Origin of the sequence: Mesorhizobium sp. M2A.F.Ca.ET.043.02.1.1 (assembly GCF_003952405.1) — a bacterium.
Classification (GTDB): domain Bacteria; phylum Pseudomonadota; class Alphaproteobacteria; order Rhizobiales; family Rhizobiaceae; genus Mesorhizobium.
Window position 1 is genome coordinate 4,783,055 of the sequence record NZ_CP034445.1, and the last position, 18,570, is coordinate 4,801,624.

Consider the following 18,570-nt stretch of genomic DNA (forward strand, 5'->3'; position numbering starts at 1 on the left):
GAGGATTTTTATGAACATCATGTTCCAGAAGGCGAACCAGCGGATGTTTGGAACTTTCCCTCTTAAGGGGGATACGCTGCGCGCGGCGATCGCGGCTGCGATCGATGCGGGTTACCGCGCGTTCGACACGGCTCAGGGCTATGGCAATGAAGCCGACACGGGCCTGGCCTTGGCCGAGAGCGGCATAGCCAGGGACGAGCTCTGCATCACGACAAAGGTCACGGTGGAGAACTTCTCGCCGGAACGGTTCATGCCGTCCGTCGAACAGTCCTTGCGGGATCTGAGGTTGGATCGCGTCGACATCCTTTTGCTTCACTGGCCGACGCCGGGAGGCGATATCGAGCTTTCCCTGGAACTGCTTCAGGAAGCTCAGGAGCGGGGTTTCGCCGGCACCATCGGCGTTTCGAATTACACAGCGGCGATGATGCGCCAGGCGAGGCAGATCACCGGCGTGCCGCTCGTGACCAATCAGGTGGAATTCCATCCGCTGCTTGACCAGCGCAAGCTGCTGGCGGCCGCGAGTGAAACGGGTATCCCTTTGTCGTCCTACTGCTCGGTCGCGCGCGGCGAGGTCTTCAAGCATCCGCTTTTCGCCGATATCGGCGCCGCATACGGCAAGTCGGCCGCCCAGGTCGTGCTGCGCTGGATCCTGCAGAAGGGTTTGCCGATCAACACGATGTCCACCAAGCCGGACAACATCCGCTCCAATTTCGACGTGATGGACTTCACCTTGTCGAGTATCGACATGGGGCGCATCGACGCCATGAATGCCGTCGGTTATCGCGTTGTCGGCAAGCGGCTGATCCCCTATGCGCCGGATTTCGACGCCTGAGCGCGCGAACAGGAAGAGCGAGCAGATCCGAGGTGACCCGCAAATGCTAGCGGTTGCCTCGGATCAGGTCCGACGCATGCTCGCCGATCATGATAGTCGCCGCATTGGTGTTCGAGCCGACCAGGGACGGCATTGCCGAGCTATCGCAGATGCGGATGCCATCCAACCCGTGCACGCGCAGTTGAGGGTCGACCACGGACATCGCATCATTCCCCATCTTGCAGGTGCAGGTCGGGTGATACGAGGTGCGGCCGTAGCGTCGCGCATAGGCTTCATAGTCTGACTGCGAGCGCACATTTGTGTCAGGGAAACGGAGTTCCTTGATGAATTTTCGCAGCGAAGGCTGATTGAATATCTCCCGGCTGATCTTGATGCCTTCGACCGACACTCTGAGGTCGTCCGGGTCCGCGAGGAAATTGGGATCGACAACCGGATTGTCGCGCGGATCCGGCGAACGGAGCGTCACGCTCCCACGCGATTTCGGGCGCAGCGTGTAGCTGTTCAACGTGATGCCGGACGATCCCTTCGGGACCGACGGAACGCCCGCTTCCGCGCCGGCTCCGGCCAGGAAGTGGAACTGCAGATCGGGAACCGCTCCGGCATGATTCCCCGAGGAATGCCAGAAGGCGCCGCCCTCGACGACGTTCGACGTTATCGGTCCGGTCTTGAACAGCATGTACTGAATGCCGGCCCACAGCATCCAGTGCGTCTTGTTGTACTTGTCGAGTGAATCGTGGCCTTTCAGCTCGGCCACGATGTCGATGCCGAAATGATCCTGGAGGTTCTGCCCGACGCCCGGGAGGTCCTGGATCGTCTCGATACCATGTTGACGCAGGTGATCCGCAGGGCCGACACCGGACAGCATCATCAGCTTCGGCGTTCCGATCGCTCCCGAGGTGACCAGCACTTCGCTGTCGGCATTTATGACCTTCAGCGAGCCGCCGACCGAGCATTCGACGCCAACGGCGCGGCGGCCCTTGAAGACGACGCGGTGGACCAGCGCCCCCGTGATCAGCGTGAGGTTCGGGCGCGCCAGGGCAGGCTTGAGATAGCCCACGGCGGCCGAGCAGCGGCGGGCGTTGCGCGTCGTGGTCTGGTAGATGCCGGCGCCTTCCTGCTTCGCGCCGTTGAAGTCCGGATTATAGGGCAGCCCGTATTCCTGGCAGCTCTGGACGAAGGCGCGCGAGACGACGTTCGGATCGGGTATGTTCGACACCCCGAGCGGTCCGTCGGTGCCGTGGAGCCTGCCGGAGAATATGCTGTTGCCCTCGGAACGAAGGAAGTACTTGCGCACGTCCTTGAACGCCCAGCCGTCCGCGCCTTCCTCGTTCGCCCAGCGGTCGTAGTCGGTCTCGTGGCCCCGGGTGTAGACCTCGGCATTGACCGACGAGCCGCCGCCCAGCACCTTTGCCTGCGCGTAGAGGATCTCGCGATTGTCCGCGTGCTTCTGCGGAGCCGTCACCAGGCCCCAGGTGAGCGGTCCGGTGGTCATTTTGGCGAAGCCGACCGGCATATGGATCAGCGGATGGCTGTCCTTGCCTCCGGCCTCGATTATGCAGACGCGGACTGCCGGATTCTCGGACAGGCGCGCGGCAAGAACGCAGCCCGAAGAGCCTGCGCCGACGATCACATAGTCGAAACCTGTCGTCATCACTTGATCCAATGCGCACGCTTGCCGATCTCGATGTGGACGGACTTCACCTGTGTGTACTCCTCCACGCCGTACATTCCGGCCTCTCTTCCCCAGCCGGACTGCTTGAAGCCGCCGAGCGGCATTTCCGGGCCTCCGGCCATGATCGTGTTCACCCAGAACCGCCCGGCGCGCACGCGCCGCGTCACCACCAGCGCCTTGTCTATGTTCTTTGTCCACACGCTGGCAGCCAGGCCATACACCGTGTCGTTGGCGAGGCCGATGGCTTCCTCGACCGTGTCGAAATGGAAGGACGACAGGACGGGCCCGAAGATTTCGTCGCGGGCAATCGACATTGCGGGCCTAACCCCGGAAAACAGTGTCGGCGCGATATACTGACCGCCGCCGAGATCCAGCGCTTGCCCGCCGGCGACAAGCGTTGCCCCTTCGGCCTTGCCCTTGTCGATATAGCTCAGGATGGTCGAATTCTGCGCATCGGTGGTGATGGCTCCCACCTGCGTCTTCGTCTGCAGCGGATCGCCGACGACGATCCTGGCCATCTTGGCGGCAAGGATTTCCTCGAACTCGCGGGCGACCGAGCGCTCGACGATGACGCGACTCGACGACACGCAGCACTGGCCCGTGTTGAAGCTTATGCCGAAGGCCGCGCCGTCCGCCGCGTCCTCGAGGTCGCTGTCCGCAAAGACGATGATCGGATTTTTGCCGCCCAGTTCCAGGCCGAGTTTCTTGAAGTTCGAATCGGCCGCCGCATGGACGCATGAGCGTCCGACGGATGTCGAACCGGTAAAGGACAGCATGTCGACATCGGGATGCTCGCTCAGAGCCTGGCCAATCGTCCGGCCAGATCCGGTGACGACGTTATAGACGCCGTCCGGCGCGCCGGCTTCGGAAAGGATCTCGCCGAGCAGCAGCGTGGTCGCCGACGTGACCTCCGAAGGCTTGACGACGACAGTGCACCCGCTGGCAAGGATGAAGGGAATGCGCTCGCACAGGATCAGGAATGGGAAATTCCAGGGCGTGATCAGCCCGACCACGCCGACCGGCTCGCGCAGCACCATGCCGAAGAGACCGTCGCCGAGACTGTTGAAGCTGTCGCCATGCAACAGCCTCGCGGCGCCCGCGCCGACCTCGAAGCAGGCAATGCAGTGATCGATCTCGCCGCGCGCCTGGGAGATCGGCTTGCCGTTCTCGAGGACTTCCCAATAGGCGATTTCGTCGCGGCGGCGGCGCAGGATTTCGGCTGTCCTCAGAAGCACTGCCGCGCGGTCGGCGCCTGAGAGTCCGGCCCACCGGCGATCCTCGAATGCGCGGCGCGCCGCCGCGACGGCGGCATTGAGGTCGTCCACCGTGCATCTGGGCGTGAGCGTCACCGGCACACCGTGGCCCGGCGACCGGCGCTCGAACAAAGCGCCGCCCTAGCGCCAGGACCCGTCCGACCAGAACCCGAATTCGCGTGGTGCATCCGGCAGGGGTGCGCGGTCGGTGAAATCGAGCATGGAATGCCTCCGTTCTGGCGGTGCGCCGGCCGCCCGCTGCTCTTGGCAAGCGGGTCGCGCCGGCGCCTAGTTCAATATGATTTGCGTCTTGAGATCCCGGGGCCGCTCGGCCAGGGTCTCGAAGGCGCGCTGGATGTCGTCGAGCGGAAAGGTCGCGCGTGTGAACGCCTCGGTTCGGAAGCGGCCATGCGACAAGAGCGTCAGCGCATCGTGCATGTCTTCGCCCATGCCGGCGACCGAGCCCTTGAGACTGTTCTCCTCGAGGATGGTGCGAAGGATGTCGACCGGCACTGTGTCGTTGGGTCCGCTGAGGCCGAAGAAAGCGACATGACCGCCCTTGCGGATGAGCTGGAAAGCGAGCGCGTAAAGCCGCGGCGAACCGACGCTCTCGATCACGAGATCCGCGCCGCGCCCGCCGGTCCTTTTCAGCACCTCCGCCTTAAGCCGGGCGGGATCGGCGACGGCTGCGTCCGCACCGGCTTCAAGGGCAAGGCGGCAACGGTCTTCCGACAGGTCGGCGACGATGATTGGCGCGGCGCCGCACAGGCGCATCATCTGGACGTGAAGGTTACCGATCGGCCCGGCGCCGAGGATCACCACGGATTGGCCGAAACTCGCCTGCGCCTTGCGCGCGGCGCGCACCACGCAGGACACCGGCTCCGTCAGGGCAAGCACCTCGACCGGCACATCGTCCGGAGCCGGTATGACAAGCCTGGCCGGCACGCACACATATTCGGCGAAGGCGCCGTCGCGCCCGATGCCCACCTGCGTAATCGAGGGGCAGTTGAGGATCTCGTTGCGGCGGCACCAATAGCACTGGCCGCAGCCGATATTGATGTCCGCAACGCAGGTCGTGCCCGGCTTGATATGCTTCACACGCTCGCCTGTCGCGGCGACCGTCCCGGCAAACTCGTGGCCCGGAACCAACGGCAGCCGATCGGCCGCATAGTGACCGTTGAACATGTGAATGTCCGTGCCGCATATGCCGGTCCGCTGGACACGGATCAAGGCATCGTCGGATCCCACTTCCGGAACGGCGACCTCGCGCAGATCGAAACGGTGCGGAGCGGTCAGGACGGCGGCGCGCATTGTTGCCATGGCTTGTCTCACTTCACCGTGCGAAGCTTGGAGCGGTCGATGGTCAAGGCGATGGCTGCGATCAGCACCAGGCCGAACACCATCTGTTGCTGCGTCGCCGCGATGCCGAAATAGAGCATCGAGGCGCGGATGACCGCCACGATCAGCGTGCCGATCGCGGTGTTGAGCACACCGCCGACGCCGCCCGTCAGCGGCGTTCCGCCGACAAGCACCGCGACGATGGCCGGCAGCAGGAAGCCGTTGGCGATCGTCGGCGCGCCGCCCGACAGCTTGACGGAGAACAGCAGCCCGGCCACCGCGGCCAGCCCTCCGGATATCGCAAAGGCGAGGATTTTGTAGCGGGCGACGTTGAGACCGGACGCGGCTGCAGCCAGTTCGCCAGCGCCCACGGCTTTCAGCGCCCGGCCGAGGACCGTGCGCCGTTCTATGAGCAGGCAGATCGCCAGCAGGCCGATGGCGATGAAGAGCTCGTGCGGCACGATGCCGGTTCGACCGATCATCCAGCCGAACGTCTCGTTGCGCTGGGTGGCGTCCATGTTCAGGGCGCGGTTGCCGGAAAGCCATTGCGCCACCGAGAAGCAGATGCCGCCGACGGCCAGCGTGGAGATGAAGGACGGGACGTACATGCGGGTGGTCAGGTAGCCGGAGAGCGTTCCCAGCGTGAATCCGGCAAGGATGCAGAGCGCCGCCACCCAGATCCCCAACGGCGCCAGATAGACCGAGGCGACGACGGTGATCATGTTCGCCATCGACTGTGCCGACAGGTCGATGCCGCCGATGTAGATCGCGAAGGTCAGTCCCAGCGCCATGATGAACAGCGGCACGATATCGCCTGCGAGGCTCAGCAGATTGGCGGGCTTGAGAAAGCTCGGATCGGCGATGCCGACGATCGTGACCAGGACCAGAAGGGTAATCCAGGGGAAGTGCGGCTTGAGGCGTTGGATGTCCATGGAGGCCCCTCAGATCATGTAGTGCAGAAGGTCGTAGAGCGTCGGCTTGGAACCGGGCACGCAGTCGAAGCGCTTCTGGATCTCACCGTCCTTGATGACGACGATGGTGTGGGAGAGGCCGATCGCCTCTTCGAGCGTGTCGGCGACCAGGACAACGCCGACCCCGTCGTCGCACATCTCCCTGATCATGTCGTACACATCCTCCTTGGCGCCGATGTCCAGGCCTCGGGTCGGATGATCGAGCAGCATGATGTCGGAGCCGCCCGACCGCCATTTGGCAAGCACGACCTTCTGCTGGTTGCCGCCGGAAAGGTTGCCGCAGTCGGCATATTCGGAGCTTGCCTTGATGGCGAGCTTGCCGATCCATTTCCGGGCAAGGGCACGCTCGTCGGCCACGTCGAGCCAGCCCATCCGCGCGTAGTGCGGCATTTGCGAGAGCGTCATGTTCTCGTAGACATTCATGCCGGCCACGATGCCCTCGATCTTGCGCTCGCGCGGCACATAGCCGACGCCGCGCTCCACCGCTGCGCGGGCGGTCAGCCTGGAGACGGTCTCGCCCTTGATCTTCAGCGTGCCCTTGGTGGGCGTGCGCATGCCGTAGATTGTTCGAAGGATCGCTTCGCGGCCGGAGCCCTCGGTGCCGACCAGGCACAGGACCTCGCCGGCATGCAGCGTCAGCGAGATATCGTGAACCCGTCCCGGCAGGTCCACGCCCGACAGCTCCACCAGCGGCCTCGTCGCGTCGTAGGGCTTTTGCCGCTGCTCACGGTAATATTCCTTGTCGACATGGCGGCCGACCATCTTGTGCTGGATCGCCTCCGGTGTCGCTGCGCCGCGCGAGACGACATCGACCACCTGGCCGTCCTTCATCACGTAGATTCGGTCCGAGAGCTCCATCACCTCGTCCATGCGGTGGGACACGAAGATGAATGAAGCGCGCGTCGTCAACTCCCGCACGAGCTTGAACAATAGCTTCACCTCTTCCTCGGCCAGCACCGAGGTGGGCTCGTCGAGCAGGACGACCAGATGACCCTGCACCCGCTCCTCCAGCGTCAGCACCTTGGCCAGTTCCACAAGCTGGCGCTGCGCGAAGGAAAGGCTCGAGGTGATGGTGCGCGGATCGATATCGAGCTTGACCTTTGCAAGCTGCTTCCCGGCGGCTTTGGCCATCGCCTTCCAGTTGACCACGCCGAAGCGCGAGAACTGGTCTTCATAGCCCAGGAAGATGTTTTCCATCACGGACAGGTTGGTGATCAGCGATTGCTCCTGAAACACCATGCCGATGCCTCGCTCCATGGCGTCGCGCGGGCCGCCGAACCGGACAGGCTTGCCATCGATGAGCATCTCGCCGCCGTCGGGCTGGTAGGCGCCGTAGATCACCTTCATGAGCGTGGATTTGCCAGCGCCATTCTCGCCCACCAGCCCGACGATCTCGCCCCGGCTGATGGAAAAGTCGACCGATTTCAGCGCATGGACGCCCGGAAACTTCTTTTCGACGGCTTTCAATTCATACATTGCGGCCTCACTTGACGAACGCGACCGCGCGCCGGTCCGTCGACAGGATGACCGCTATGATGACCAGCAGCCCGAGAACGGCGGCCTGCAGGAAATCGGGCAGGCCGATGACCACCATGCCGTTGTTGATGACGGCGACGATCAGGACGCCGACGAGCGTGTTCCAAACGCCGCCGATGCCACCCCAGAGCGCCACGCCGCCGACCACCACCGAAGTGATGGACATGAACATGAAGTTCGATCCGGTGACGGATTCGGCCTGGCCGAGCTTCGCCACCTGCAGGATCGCCGCGATCGCGTAAAAGAAGCCGGCAAGCGAGAAGCCGGCCATCCTCACATGCTGCACCCGCACGCCCGAGGCATGGGCGAGTTCCTCGCCGCCGCCGACCGCATAAAAGTAACGCCCAAGGCGGGTCTGAGATTGGATGAACCAGGCGAGGACGAGGCAGAGCCCCGCGACATAGACCATCAGCGGAAAGCCGAGGATGCGCCAGGTCAGCAGGGCGCGGAACGTCGGATCGTTGAATTTGACGATGTCGCCGCCGGTCAGCAGGATCGCGGCGCCCGTGCCGATGAATCCGAGCGCGAGGCTCGCCATGAAGGATGGTATCTTCAGCTTGACGTGGATGAAACCGTTCACCAGGCCGATCGCGGCCCCGACGGCGAGAATGACCGGGATTGCGATCCAGCCGCCCGACGCGAGCGTTCCGCCGAGCGCCAGCATCAGGAAGCAAAAAAGAACGGCCGTCAGGGAAACGACGCCCTCCATGGAAAGGTCGATGGAACCCATCACGATGATGAAGGTCACCCCGACCGCTACCATGAGCGCGGGCGCCGCCGCGATCGCGATGCGCGCGAAGTTGCGTTGCGACAGGAATGAGGGGTTTATCGCCGTGAACAGCACTATGAGCGCGAGAAGCACCATGAAGGGCGCCCAGCGGATCGCGTTCTCCCGCGTGAGGATGCGTGGCAACTCCGGCCTCCCGTCCAAGCGTGCCGTGTAGGGAGGAGCGGCCCGTTTCAGGGCCGCTCGATCGAGCTTCGTATTACTTGTACTTGATCTGGCCGTTGCTCGGTCCCCAGAAATCCTTCCAATTGTACGAAGGAACGGCGTCCAGATATTTGGCCTTGAAGTCCGCCGCGTCCTTCTTGGTGACCAGGACCGTCGGGCCGTAGAATTCGCGGTGCTCCTTCGGTTCTTCCGAAGGCTTGAAGGCGCCGGTCGCGGCGTAATAGGCGAGCGCCGCCGTGATGCCGCCGCCCCAGTGCGGATTGGTGAAGACGGTTGCCAGGAGCTTGCCATCCATCACCAGCTTCACGGCTTCCGGATTTCCGTCATAGGCGACGATCGGCATATTCTCGATCCCCTCGGCGCGTAGCGCCTCGATCACGCCATAGGCGATGTTGTCGTTGGCGCAGTGTACGCCGGTGATCTTGTCGCCGAAGCGCGTCAGGAAAGACGCCATCAGCTCCGTGCCCTTGGTCGTGTCCCAGTCGGCGGGCTGAGCATCCAGAAGCTCGATATCGGGGAAGTCCTTCAAGGCGTTCTTCAAGCCGTTCAGACGCTCGATTGCCGGGTTGTTGGCGGCAATGCCACCCAGATGCACGACGCCACCCTTGCCGCCCATGGCGTCGAACAGGATCCGCGCCGTCTGCTCGGCCGGCTTCTCGTCCGACCAGGTCATGTGCGAGACGTAATTGTCGCCGATGTCCCACGGGTGCAGGTCGTCGGTCTTGTTCCAGATGGTGGAAATGTAGGCGCCGGCATCGCGCACAGCCTCGACCACCGGACGGGCGTTGGGGCTGTCATTGGCGTCGCAGGCGATAGCGCACTTGCCGCCGGTCTTGGCCAGGAACGCCTTGATGTCGGCCAGCGACTTTTCGGAAGACCCTTCGTTGATCAGCGAGACGAGGGAATTCTTGGGCGTGCCGAGGGACTCCACGAATGCCTCGCCGCCCGACACGATCGAGTTCCAGTAAGCCGAGGCGCGGTCGCGGTACGACCAGGCGATCGCCGGGTCACTGATCGCCGCCCGGGCAGCGCCGCCGCCGAAGGCGAATGGCACGGCCATCGCCCCCATGCCGGTGGCCGTGGCGAGCAGGAAATTGCGTCGGTTGACGGTCTCGCGCTCGATGAAATCCTTGATGAAAGTCGACATGTTACCTCCCATTTGGCGACAGCCCGCAAGGGCGGGCCGTCTATTGAGCAACCTTGAGAAGCCAGGCCGTCCAAACCGCTCTCTTGGTCGCAGAATGCACCATCTAGTTACTTCCTGAATGTGTGAGAGTCAAGCGGCGGCACGGCGCACGGCCTGTTGACTTCTTGGACAATTGAAATGACTTTCAGCGCATGACCGATCGTCGACAGCACGCTGGAACTGGAACCAAGGGAGCGGCCAAAGTGGACGCAACGTCCGGAAAATCAGGCAATGTCGCCAAGAAGAAGCGGCTTCGGGATGCCGAAGCGACCAAGCTTCGTATTCTGGAAGCGGCGAAGAGCGATTTCGCCAAGAACGGCCTCGGCGGCGCGCGTGTCGATGTTATCGCGGCCAAGGCCAACGCCAACAAGCGTATGATTTACCACTATTTCGGCAGTAAAGATAATCTATTCCAAGCGGTGATTGAGAATGCCTACCATGACATTCGGGCGGCCGAGCAGAAGCTTCATCTCGACGATTTGAGACCCAAGGATGCGCTAGAGCGCCTTGTTCGGTTCACGTGGCAATACTATTTGAGGAATCCTGAGTTTATCACTTTGGTAAACAGCGAGAACCTCCATCGTGCCAAGCATGTGAAGAGGTCTGAGCTGATTAAGGCGGAGACCCGAAAATTTGTTGCCATGGTCTCCGGCATACTCGAAAGAGGAGTTCGAAGCGGAGATTTTCGCGCGGGGATCGACCCGGTGCAGTTGAACATCACTATCGCGGCGATCGGATACTATTATCTGACAAACCGATTCACTGGTTCGATTATTTTCGAGCGTGATCTGATGGATAAGGATGCTCTGAATGAACGCCTGGAGTTCAACATCGAGACCATTTTGAGACTTGTGAGTACATGACATCGCCTTTGGGACGCTGACGTCCCCACGGCCGCGTCATCCGCATTTCGGCCGACCGCGTCACCCGTTCCAGGACTTTGCTTCCCACCGCGATATTTCTCGGCCCGCGCAGATCCGGAGTATCCCGACATGCCGCGCACGCGTTCCGGCAAAAAACAGACGACGACTCCGCAGGCCCGGTGGTTTGCTTGGGCCAGTGCCAGGTCGGCTTCGTTGCCCCGCCATCCAAAAACAGTCGTTCCGCTTCCGGCCCCAATTCGGACATCCGCACCAAGCAGCGGCAGCTACCGCACCAGCACGCGGCCCGGTCAGGATGGCTTGGGCGCCCTGCCAGATACCAGTAGGTTCGTCTGAGAATTGGGTTAGAGCGAATGAGCGCCGGAACCATACGGGACGATACGGGAAAGATCTCGATTTCTGCCCACGAAAAACTCAACAAAATAAAATATTTGACGTCGTCCTCCGGGCCAACCATTTTTTCATGCGTGCTTCAGGAATGATCCACTCCGCGCTTTCGAAATCGAACTCTTCCCATTCTGCCGCGCGCAGCTCGCCGGGTCGGGGAAACAGCATTGCCATCAGCTTCAGGGCGGCTCGGGTTGTTGGTTGTCCGTCGAATGCATCGACTGCCCTTAGCAAGCCGGCCAGGGCCTTAGGATCGGTGATCGCGGCACGTGGAGTCACCGTTGGACTGATGAGCGCGCCCCTTAAAGCGATCGTCGGATCTGCCTCGGCGCGCGCAGTCGCGATTGCATATCGAAACACGGTACCGATGGTGGAGCGTAATCGCCTGGCCGATTCATATCGACCGCGAACCTCCACGCGACGAAGGCAGTAAGGATGGTGGCCGGATCGATTTCCCGAATGCACTTGTCGCCGATTGTCGGATAGGCAAAGCCGAGGAGCCATTTTGACCTTGCTGATCGTCCGGTCGGCACGTCCCTCCTTCTTCAGCTTCTCAACATATTCGTCCGCAATTGAGCGAAAGGAGTCCTTTGCCGAATCGGCCTTCCGCAAGCTGCGTTCCTTTCCAGGATCTATGCCAGCCAGCAGGAGCCGTTTAGCGTCATCGCGCGCCTGGCGCGCCTCGGCTAGGGAGACAAGGGGATAGCCGCCCAGTGCTAGCAGTTTCTGCTTGCCGTCAAAGCGGTAGGCGAGCCTCCAGAGGCGAGCGCCTGTGGGCTGCACCCATAGTTGCAGCGCGCCCCCGTCTGATAATTTGACAAGCTTGGAAGCGGGGCGGGCGTTGCGGCATTTCACGTCGGAGAGGGCCATTTGTCAGGTCTCTCTTGGCTGTTTCGATACCATCAGGATGTCGAATACCAACGGAAATACCATCCCCCCCCGCCTCGTTGGACCAAATGCGCCCGAAGCGCTCCCGGCCCAGCTCAAATGCGCTATTTGACAGAAAAGTATCAACGATTTCAGGCACTTGCAGAATCCGCAGCGTAGAAGCTTCGGCGAAAGGGAATGTCGGGAGAAGAGGGGATGGTGCCCAGAGGCGGATTCGAACCACCGACACGCGGATTTTCAGTCCGCTGCTCTACCAACTGAGCTATCTGGGCCTGCGCCGGCTAACGGGATGCGCCCACCGGGTTTCGCGAGGGCACCAGGCGGCGCCCCTTGAAAGCGCGTGGGTTATAGCACGGGAATCTTGGCTGTCCAGCGCCTAACGGGCGATTTTCCGGGGCAATTGTCGCAGCCGCGCAATGGGGTTCGAACGATGTCGGCAAAGGAGCAATCGCACTTGCCGGCAAAGCCGGGATCTGATTGCCCGCAACCACCCTAAGCATGTCTCCCGCAGTGGAAACCGGTTTCGGGATAAAGACATGCGTAAAATCAAAACCTAAAGCGCATGGAGCGATCTGAAAGATCGCGACGCGGTTTAGAAGGGGGCGTGCCGCTGGCGCTTAGCCCTCGTCCTTGGGGCCAGGCTTCGGGCTGTCCTCGTCTTCCTCTTCACGGCCGGGGATGACATAGGCGCCCTTCAGCCAGCGATTGAGGTCGATGTCCTTGCAGCGCGCGGAGCAGAACGGATAGTGCTCGCGCGAGGACGGTTTTCCGCATTCGGGGCAGGGCCGCTTCGGCCGAAGCGGTGTCACCTTGTCGTCCAGGCTCATGGCCGCGCGACGTGCCAGTTCTTGTGCGCCTTGAAGCCTTCGCCGGAAAGCAGCGCCACGCTCTCATAAAGCGGCAGGCCGACCACATTGGTGTAGGAGCCGACCAGCTTGACCACGAAGGAGCCGGCCAGGCCTTGCACGGCATAGCCGCCGGCCTTGCCACGCCATTCGCCGGAGGCGACATAGGCGTCGATCTCCTCGCGCGGCAGCCGCTTGAAGCGCACCCTGGTCTCCACCAGCCGCTGGCGCAGCTTGCCGCCGGGCGTGATCAGGCAGACGCCGGAATGGACGCGGTGCGAGCGGCCGGAGAGCAGGCCGAGGCAATTGATGGCGTCGTCGATCGTCTCGGCCTTGGGCAGGATGCGCCGCCCCACCGCCACCACCGTGTCGGCGGCGAGGATGAAGGCGGGCGCGTAATCTTCCTCGCTTTTCAGCGAGGCCAGCGCCTTCTCGGCCTTGTCCTTGGACAGGCGCTTGGCCAGCGAACGCGGATGCTCGGCGCGCTGCGGCGTCTCGTCGACATCGGCGGGCAGCACCCGGTCCGGCTCGATGCCGGCCTGCTGCAAGAGTTCGATGCGGCGCGGCGAACCCGAGGCAAGCACGAGCTTCTGCAGGATGCTCATCGTGCTTAACGCCGATTTGCTACTTGAAACGGTAGGTGATGCGGCCCTTGGTCAGGTCGTAAGGCGTCATCTCGACCAGGACCTTGTCACCGGTCAGCACGCGGATGCGGTTCTTGCGCATGCGGCCGGCCGTGTGGGCGATGATTTCATGTTCGTTTTCGAGCTTCACGCGGAACATCGCATTGGGGAGCAGTTCGGTGACCACACCTGGAAACTCGAGGACTTCTTCCTTCGGCATTCGATACCTTTGCTTGGATGGTAGTTCCAGCACCCGGCTGGAAATTGCGGCGGAACCTATATGATAATCGTGCGCTTGTGAACACGCTTAATCCGTGGCGTTTGCTGCCTCTGGAAGCAGGAAACGTCGGCTTATGCGCGTTTTCAGCCGCTCGCGCACGTCGCGATAGGCCGCCATGATGTGCTCGCGCGTCCCGCCGGTGTCGGTCGGGTCCGGCATCGGCCAGTATTCGACCTCGACGGCGAGTGAGCGGGTGAGCTCGAGCGCGGCGTGGTGCGCCTCCGGCGCCAGCGTCACGATCAGGTCGAAATAATCATCCTCCAGATCCTCCAGCGTCCGGGGTTGGCGCTCGCCAAGCGACAGGTCGTCCTCGGCAAGCACCGCATCGACGAACGGATCGCGCTCGCCGGCGCGCACGCCGGCCGAAGCGACGAAGGTGGTGGCAGGCAGCATGCGGCGCGCCAGCTGCTCCGCGATCGGCGAGCGCACGGCGTTCATGCCGCACAAAAACAGGATCGAGTGGGGCAGGGCGGCCGGCACTAGAGCATGATCCCAAAAAGTGGGAACCGGTTTTTGGAAAAGATCATGCTCCAACAAAAGACCATGATCCCAAAAAGTGGGAACCGGTTTTCGGAAGAGATCATGCGCCAACAAAAGACCATGATCCCAAAAAGTGGGAACCGGTTTTTGGAAAAGATCATGCTCCAACAAAGAGCTGGACCAGGACGGCGGTTCAACGAAACGTCATCCTGATCTAGCCCCGCCAGTGCAGCACGCAGACCAGCGTGAACAGCCGCCGCGCCGTGTCGAAGTCGATCTCGATCTTGCCGGCGAGCCGATCCATCAGGGTCTGCGAGCCCTCATTGTGCAGGCCGCGCCGCCCCATGTCGATCGCCTCGATATGGCTGGGCGTCGAGGAGCGGATGGCCTCGTAATAGCTTTCGCAGATCAAATAATAGTCCTTGACGATGCGCCTGAGCGGCGTCAGCGACAGGATGTGGGTGACCACCTCGGCGCCGTTCTCGCGGCTGACGGCAAAGACCAGGCGCGACTCGGCCAGCGAAAGCTTGAGCCTGTAAGGACCCGCGCCGTCGTCGTTGACCGGCCGAAAACTGTTCTCCTCGATGAGATCGAAGATCGCCACCGCCCGCTCGTGCTCGACGTCGGGCGTCGAACGTCCGATCGTTTCGTCGAGCTCGACGTCGGTCAGCCTGTGGCGGGTTTGGTCGCGGCCGGGCATCGCTACATGTTCAGCCGGATCGCGACGGAGCGGGCATGCGCATCGAGCCCCTCCGCCTTGGCAAGCGCGATCGCGGCGGGCGCCAGCGCCTTGAGCTGCTGCGGCCCGAGCTTCAGGATCGAGGTGCGCTTGACGAAATCGAGCACGGACAGGCCCGAGGAGAAACGCGCCGAACGTGCTGTCGGCAACACGTGGTTGGAGCCGCCGACATAGTCGCCGATCACTTCCGGAGTGTGCCGGCCAATGAACACGGCGCCCGCGTTGCGCATCCTGGAAAGGAAGCCCTCGGCATCGTCGAAGGCGAGCTCGACATGTTCCGCCGCGATCCTGTCGACCAGCGGCAGCGAGGCATCGAGCGTCGGCACCAGGATCACCGCGCCGAAATCGCGCCAGCTGGCGGCCGCCGTCTCGCCGCGCGGCAGGACTTGCAACTGGCGTTCGACCGCCTGCTCGACCGCCCTGCCGAATTCGGCATTGTCGGTGATCAGGATCGACTGCGCCGAGACATCATGCTCGGCCTGCGCCAGAAGGTCGGCCGCGATCCAGTCCGGATCGTTGTCGGCACGGGCCACCACCAGCACTTCCGACGGTCCGGCGATCATGTCGATGCCGACCGTGCCGAACACCTGGCGCTTGGCCGCCGCGACATAGGCATTGCCGGGACCGACGATCTTGGCGACCGGCCTGATCGTCTGGGTGCCATAGGCAAGCGCCGCAACGGCCTGCGCGCCGCCGACGCGGTAGATCTCCGAAACGCCGGCAAGGTCGGCCGCCACCAGCACCAGCGGATTGATGACGCCGCCCGACGCCGGCACGACGATGACGATGCGCTCGACGCCGGCGACCTTGGCCGGCACGGCGTTCATTAGCACCGAGCTTGGATAGCTCGCCGTGCCGCCGGGCACATAAAGGCCGACGGCCTCGATCGCCGTCCAGCGCGAGCCCAGCTCGACGCCAGCGGCATCCGTGTAGCGGTCGTCCTTCGGCTTTTGCCGCTCGTGATGCGAACGGATACGGTCGCGCGCGAATTTGAGCGCCTCGACGGTGGCCGGATCGGCCGCTTCATAGGCCTTGGCGATGTCGTCCTTCGACACGGCGATGCCGAGCGCGCCGAGATCGGCTTTGTCGAATTTCAGCGTGTAGTCGATCAGCGCCTTGTCGCCTTCGGCGCGCACGCGGGAGATGATGTCGCGCACCACGGCCTCGACATCGGCCGACACTTCCCGCTTGGTGGTGAGGAAGGCCGAAAAGCGCTGCTCGAAATCGGTATCGGTCTGGCGGAGCGTGATGGCCATCGTCAGCCTCTGTGCACAGGTCGCGAGGTGGCTTCCCAGGCGCCGCCGACATCGGCAAGCCGTGCCTCGACGCATTCGACGTCGAGCATGATGGTGCCGCCGCCCGAAAACACCAATTCGACGATGCCGGCCGGCTTGCTGATGGCAATGAAGCTGATCGCCAGCAGCGACAGCACTTCGGCGGGCTTGTCGCGTTGAATGCCGCTGGTCTTGACGCCGAGCACGCGGTCGAAATGCAGAACGCTCTGCCGCCGTTCATTGTGCTGGCGAAAGAGGCCCGATTTCGCCTCCCAGACGAAGCGGTTCATGGTCAGCACGAAGCGCTTGGCCGCCGGCAGGTACTCCAGGTCGGAGACCTTCATCACGGCGTCCTGGACATGCGCCGAGACGATGCTCAGATCCTGATCGTCGAGCGCGATGAGCTTGAGAGCCATGCGGAATACGCACCTGAACGTTGACAATGCAACGTTCTGTTATGCGGTCTTTCCGCTCGGCGCAACCGCTGGGAAAGAATGCCGCGGTACGTCAGCCCGAAATGCGCTCGATCACCGCGCCGCAGCCCGAGAGCTTCTCTTCCAGCCGCTCGAAGCCGCGGTCGAGGTGGTAGACGCGGTTGACCGTGGTCTCGCCTTCGGCCGCAAGGCCGGCGATCACCAGCGACACCGAGGCGCGCAAATCGGTCGCCATGACGGGAGCGCCCTTGAGCTTGGCGACGCCGTCGACGATCGCCGTCTGGCCGGAAAGCGTGATGTGGGCGCCGAGCCGGGCAAGCTCCTGCACATGCATGAAGCGGTTTTCGAAGATCGTCTCGGTGATGCGCGATTTGCCCTTGGCCATGGTCATCAGGCCCATGAACTGCGCCTGCAGGTCGGTCGGGAAGGCGGGGAAGGGCGCGGTGGTCACGTCGACCGGCGCAATGCCGGCGCCGTTGCGCTTGACGCGGATGCCCTCGTTGGTCGGCGTGATCTCGGCGCCGGTCTCGACGAGAACGTCGAGCGCCGTCTGCAACAGGTCGGGCCGCGCGCCTTCCAGCACCACATCGCCGCCGGTCATCGCCACCGCCATGGCATAGGTGCCGGTCTCGATGCGATCGGGGATGACGCGGACACGGGCGCCGGACAGCGCCTCGACGCCCTGGATGGTGATGGTGGAGGTGCCGGCGCCGTGGATCTTGGCGCCCATAGCGATCAGGCATTCGGCGAGATTGACGATCTCCGGCTCGCGCGCGGCGTTTTCGAGCACCGTCTCGCCCTTGGCGAGCGAGGCCGCCATCATCAGCACATGGGTGGCACCGACCGAAACCTTCGGGAAGACGTAACGATTGCCGACCAGGCGGCCATTCCGGGTCTTGGCCAGGACATAGCCATTGTCGACGTCGAGTTCCGCGCCAAGGACCTGCAGGCCCTCGAGGAACAGGTCGACAGGGCGCGTGCCGATGGCGCAGCCGCCGGGCAACGACACCTTGGCCTCGCCCATGCGGGCAAGCAGCGGCCCGATAACCCAGAAGGAGGCGCGCATCTTCGACACCAGCTCGTAAGGAGCGGTGGTGTCGACGATGTTGCGGGCGGAAAAATTGATCGTGCGCGAATAGCCTTTCTGCTGGCTCTCGCGGCGGCCGTTGACGGAATAGTCGACGCCGTGGTTGCCGAGGATGCGGATCAGCTGCTCGACATCGGCCAGATGCGGCACGTTTTCGAGCGTCAGGGTGTCGTCGGTGAGCAGCGAGGCGATCATCAGCGGCAGCGCCGCGTTCTTGGCGCCCGAGATCGGAATGGTACCGGCCAGCTCATTGCCGCCGACAATTCTGATGCGATCCATTAGAAAACGTCCCCTCGGCCAGAACAGGCCGGTTCAATCGGTTGATGCGCCCGGCTTAGACCATTGGCCGGCTTGGTTCAAGAAATAGGATTTTCCTGAAACCGGACCGACCATGGCCGGGCAGTATGGCTGATTTGGTCAGTCCTTGTGCATTTTTCCAGCAGCCGGCAAGCCTTCCGGCCGCTGATCGGCACTGCCGGTGCGGCGCGAGCGGGCCTGCGCCTTGCGCTTCTGCAGATTGGCGCGCAACGCTTCGGCCAGCCGTTCCTTGTGCACGGCTTCGCCCTTTTTCGGTGGATTTGTCTTCTCGCCCATCGTCCAATCCCTGACCGGTCAGCCGGCTGCTATTCCGCAATGGGTAGCATTTTGGCCCGGCAATGTCATGAAAGCAGGCCGTCCGGCGGGTTTCACGCTGTGGATCGGCCGCGCATACCGCCCCAAACCGCTTAATGGCGGCCAAGAATCAGATGCGACGCTTTGGGTTTTTCTTGGCCTTGCGCTTGCCGGTTCGATATGGCAGAAGCGCCGCCATCGCAGGCTGCGGTAGCTCAGTGGTAGAGCACTCCCTTGGTAAGGGAGAGGTCGAGAGTTCAATCCTCTCTCGCAGCACCAGCCTATCCCTTTGAAATCGCT

The 18,570-nt window shown here is 62.9% G+C and carries 19 protein-coding genes and 2 tRNA genes; 3 read left to right on the forward strand and 18 right to left on the reverse strand.

Annotation, left to right across the window (positions count from 1 at the left end; translation table 11 throughout):
- Positions 1 to 10: 10 nt before the first annotated feature.
- Entirely contained in the window at positions 11 to 832 is an 822-nt protein-coding gene (locus tag EJ068_RS22755; RefSeq protein WP_127250855.1) for an aldo/keto reductase, read from the forward strand.
- Between the two features lie 46 nt (positions 833 to 878).
- Here EJ068_RS22755 and EJ068_RS22760 read toward each other — a convergent pair whose 3' ends face one another.
- The 7 genes from EJ068_RS22760 to EJ068_RS22790 form a co-directional block, all read right to left on the reverse strand.
- A complete protein-coding gene (locus tag EJ068_RS22760) occupies positions 879 to 2,483 on the reverse strand; it encodes a GMC family oxidoreductase N-terminal domain-containing protein (RefSeq protein ID WP_127250856.1) in 1,605 nt (534 codons plus the stop codon).
- A complete protein-coding gene (locus EJ068_RS22765) occupies positions 2,483 to 3,889 on the reverse strand; it encodes an aldehyde dehydrogenase family protein (protein WP_245463196.1) in 1,407 nt (468 codons plus the stop codon). The genes EJ068_RS22760 and EJ068_RS22765 overlap by 1 nt, the downstream gene beginning before the upstream one ends.
- A gap of 156 nt (positions 3,890 to 4,045) precedes the next feature.
- Positions 4,046 to 5,077, reverse strand: coding sequence for an alcohol dehydrogenase catalytic domain-containing protein (locus EJ068_RS22770; RefSeq protein WP_127250857.1), 1,032 nt, complete (start codon positions 5,075 to 5,077; stop codon positions 4,046 to 4,048).
- An 8-nt stretch (positions 5,078 to 5,085) separates the two neighbouring features.
- Positions 5,086 to 6,027 carry an ABC transporter permease gene (locus tag EJ068_RS22775; protein ID WP_112126082.1) on the reverse strand — a complete coding sequence of 314 codons (942 nt, stop codon included), beginning with the start codon at positions 6,025 to 6,027 and terminating at the stop codon, positions 5,086 to 5,088.
- 9 nt (positions 6,028 to 6,036) lie between these two features.
- Complete coding sequence (locus EJ068_RS22780; protein ID WP_126079139.1) at positions 6,037 to 7,542, reverse strand: sugar ABC transporter ATP-binding protein; 1,506 nt, start codon at positions 7,540 to 7,542, stop codon at positions 6,037 to 6,039.
- Between the two features lie 7 nt (positions 7,543 to 7,549).
- A complete protein-coding gene (locus EJ068_RS22785; protein WP_126079138.1) occupies positions 7,550 to 8,515 on the reverse strand; it encodes an ABC transporter permease in 966 nt (321 codons plus the stop codon).
- Positions 8,516 to 8,588: 73 nt separating this feature from the next.
- Positions 8,589 to 9,701 (reverse strand): sugar ABC transporter substrate-binding protein, encoded by a 1,113-nt coding sequence (locus tag EJ068_RS22790; RefSeq protein WP_127251228.1) that lies wholly within the window; start codon positions 9,699 to 9,701, stop codon positions 8,589 to 8,591.
- A 242-nt stretch (positions 9,702 to 9,943) separates the two neighbouring features.
- Between EJ068_RS22790 and EJ068_RS22795 the strand changes: the two genes are divergently transcribed.
- Positions 9,944 to 10,603 (forward strand): TetR/AcrR family transcriptional regulator, encoded by a 660-nt coding sequence (locus EJ068_RS22795; RefSeq protein WP_245463197.1) that lies wholly within the window; start codon positions 9,944 to 9,946, stop codon positions 10,601 to 10,603.
- A 432-nt stretch (positions 10,604 to 11,035) separates the two neighbouring features.
- Here EJ068_RS22795 and EJ068_RS22800 read toward each other — a convergent pair whose 3' ends face one another.
- The 11 genes from EJ068_RS22800 to EJ068_RS32760 all read right to left on the reverse strand — a co-directional run bounded on the left by EJ068_RS22800 (position 11,036) and on the right by EJ068_RS32760 (position 18,252).
- Positions 11,036 to 11,878, reverse strand: coding sequence for an integrase arm-type DNA-binding domain-containing protein (locus tag EJ068_RS22800; RefSeq protein WP_245463198.1), 843 nt, complete (start codon positions 11,876 to 11,878; stop codon positions 11,036 to 11,038).
- 214 nt (positions 11,879 to 12,092) lie between these two features.
- Positions 12,093 to 12,168 (reverse strand) — tRNA-Phe (locus EJ068_RS22805).
- A 345-nt stretch (positions 12,169 to 12,513) separates the two neighbouring features.
- Positions 12,514 to 12,723 carry a DNA gyrase inhibitor YacG gene (gene yacG, locus EJ068_RS22810; protein ID WP_126079135.1) on the reverse strand — a complete coding sequence of 70 codons (210 nt, stop codon included), beginning with the start codon at positions 12,721 to 12,723 and terminating at the stop codon, positions 12,514 to 12,516.
- The gene (locus EJ068_RS22815) at positions 12,720 to 13,346 is read right to left on the reverse strand and encodes a Maf-like protein (RefSeq protein ID WP_126079134.1); all 627 of its coding nucleotides are present in this window, start codon (positions 13,344 to 13,346) and stop codon (positions 12,720 to 12,722) included. The genes yacG and EJ068_RS22815 overlap by 4 nt, the downstream gene beginning before the upstream one ends.
- Before the next feature lie 19 nt (positions 13,347 to 13,365).
- Positions 13,366 to 13,584 carry a translation initiation factor IF-1 gene (gene infA, locus EJ068_RS22820; protein ID WP_006200926.1) on the reverse strand — a complete coding sequence of 73 codons (219 nt, stop codon included), beginning with the start codon at positions 13,582 to 13,584 and terminating at the stop codon, positions 13,366 to 13,368.
- An 87-nt stretch (positions 13,585 to 13,671) separates the two neighbouring features.
- A complete protein-coding gene (locus EJ068_RS22825; RefSeq protein ID WP_281058997.1) occupies positions 13,672 to 14,124 on the reverse strand; it encodes a low molecular weight phosphatase family protein in 453 nt (150 codons plus the stop codon).
- 214 nt (positions 14,125 to 14,338) lie between these two features.
- Positions 14,339 to 14,824, reverse strand: coding sequence for a UPF0262 family protein (locus EJ068_RS22830; RefSeq protein WP_126079133.1), 486 nt, complete (start codon positions 14,822 to 14,824; stop codon positions 14,339 to 14,341).
- 2 nt (positions 14,825 to 14,826) lie between these two features.
- Positions 14,827 to 16,119 (reverse strand): histidinol dehydrogenase, encoded by a 1,293-nt coding sequence (gene hisD, locus EJ068_RS22835; RefSeq protein ID WP_127251226.1) that lies wholly within the window; start codon positions 16,117 to 16,119, stop codon positions 14,827 to 14,829.
- Between the two features lie 2 nt (positions 16,120 to 16,121).
- Positions 16,122 to 16,553, reverse strand: a complete 432-nt coding sequence (locus EJ068_RS22840; RefSeq protein ID WP_127251225.1) for a DUF2948 family protein — start codon at positions 16,551 to 16,553, stop codon at positions 16,122 to 16,124.
- Between the two features lie 91 nt (positions 16,554 to 16,644).
- Positions 16,645 to 17,937, reverse strand: a complete 1,293-nt coding sequence (gene murA / locus EJ068_RS22845; protein WP_127251224.1) for a UDP-N-acetylglucosamine 1-carboxyvinyltransferase — start codon at positions 17,935 to 17,937, stop codon at positions 16,645 to 16,647.
- 138 nt (positions 17,938 to 18,075) lie between these two features.
- Positions 18,076 to 18,252: a hypothetical protein gene (locus EJ068_RS32760; protein ID WP_189341867.1), complete on the reverse strand. Its 177-nt coding sequence runs from the start codon at positions 18,250 to 18,252 to the stop codon at positions 18,076 to 18,078.
- A gap of 222 nt (positions 18,253 to 18,474) precedes the next feature.
- Here EJ068_RS32760 and EJ068_RS22850 point away from each other — a divergent pair.
- Positions 18,475 to 18,549: transfer RNA gene (locus EJ068_RS22850), tRNA-Thr, on the forward strand.
- The last annotated feature ends 21 nt before the right edge of the window (positions 18,550 to 18,570 follow it).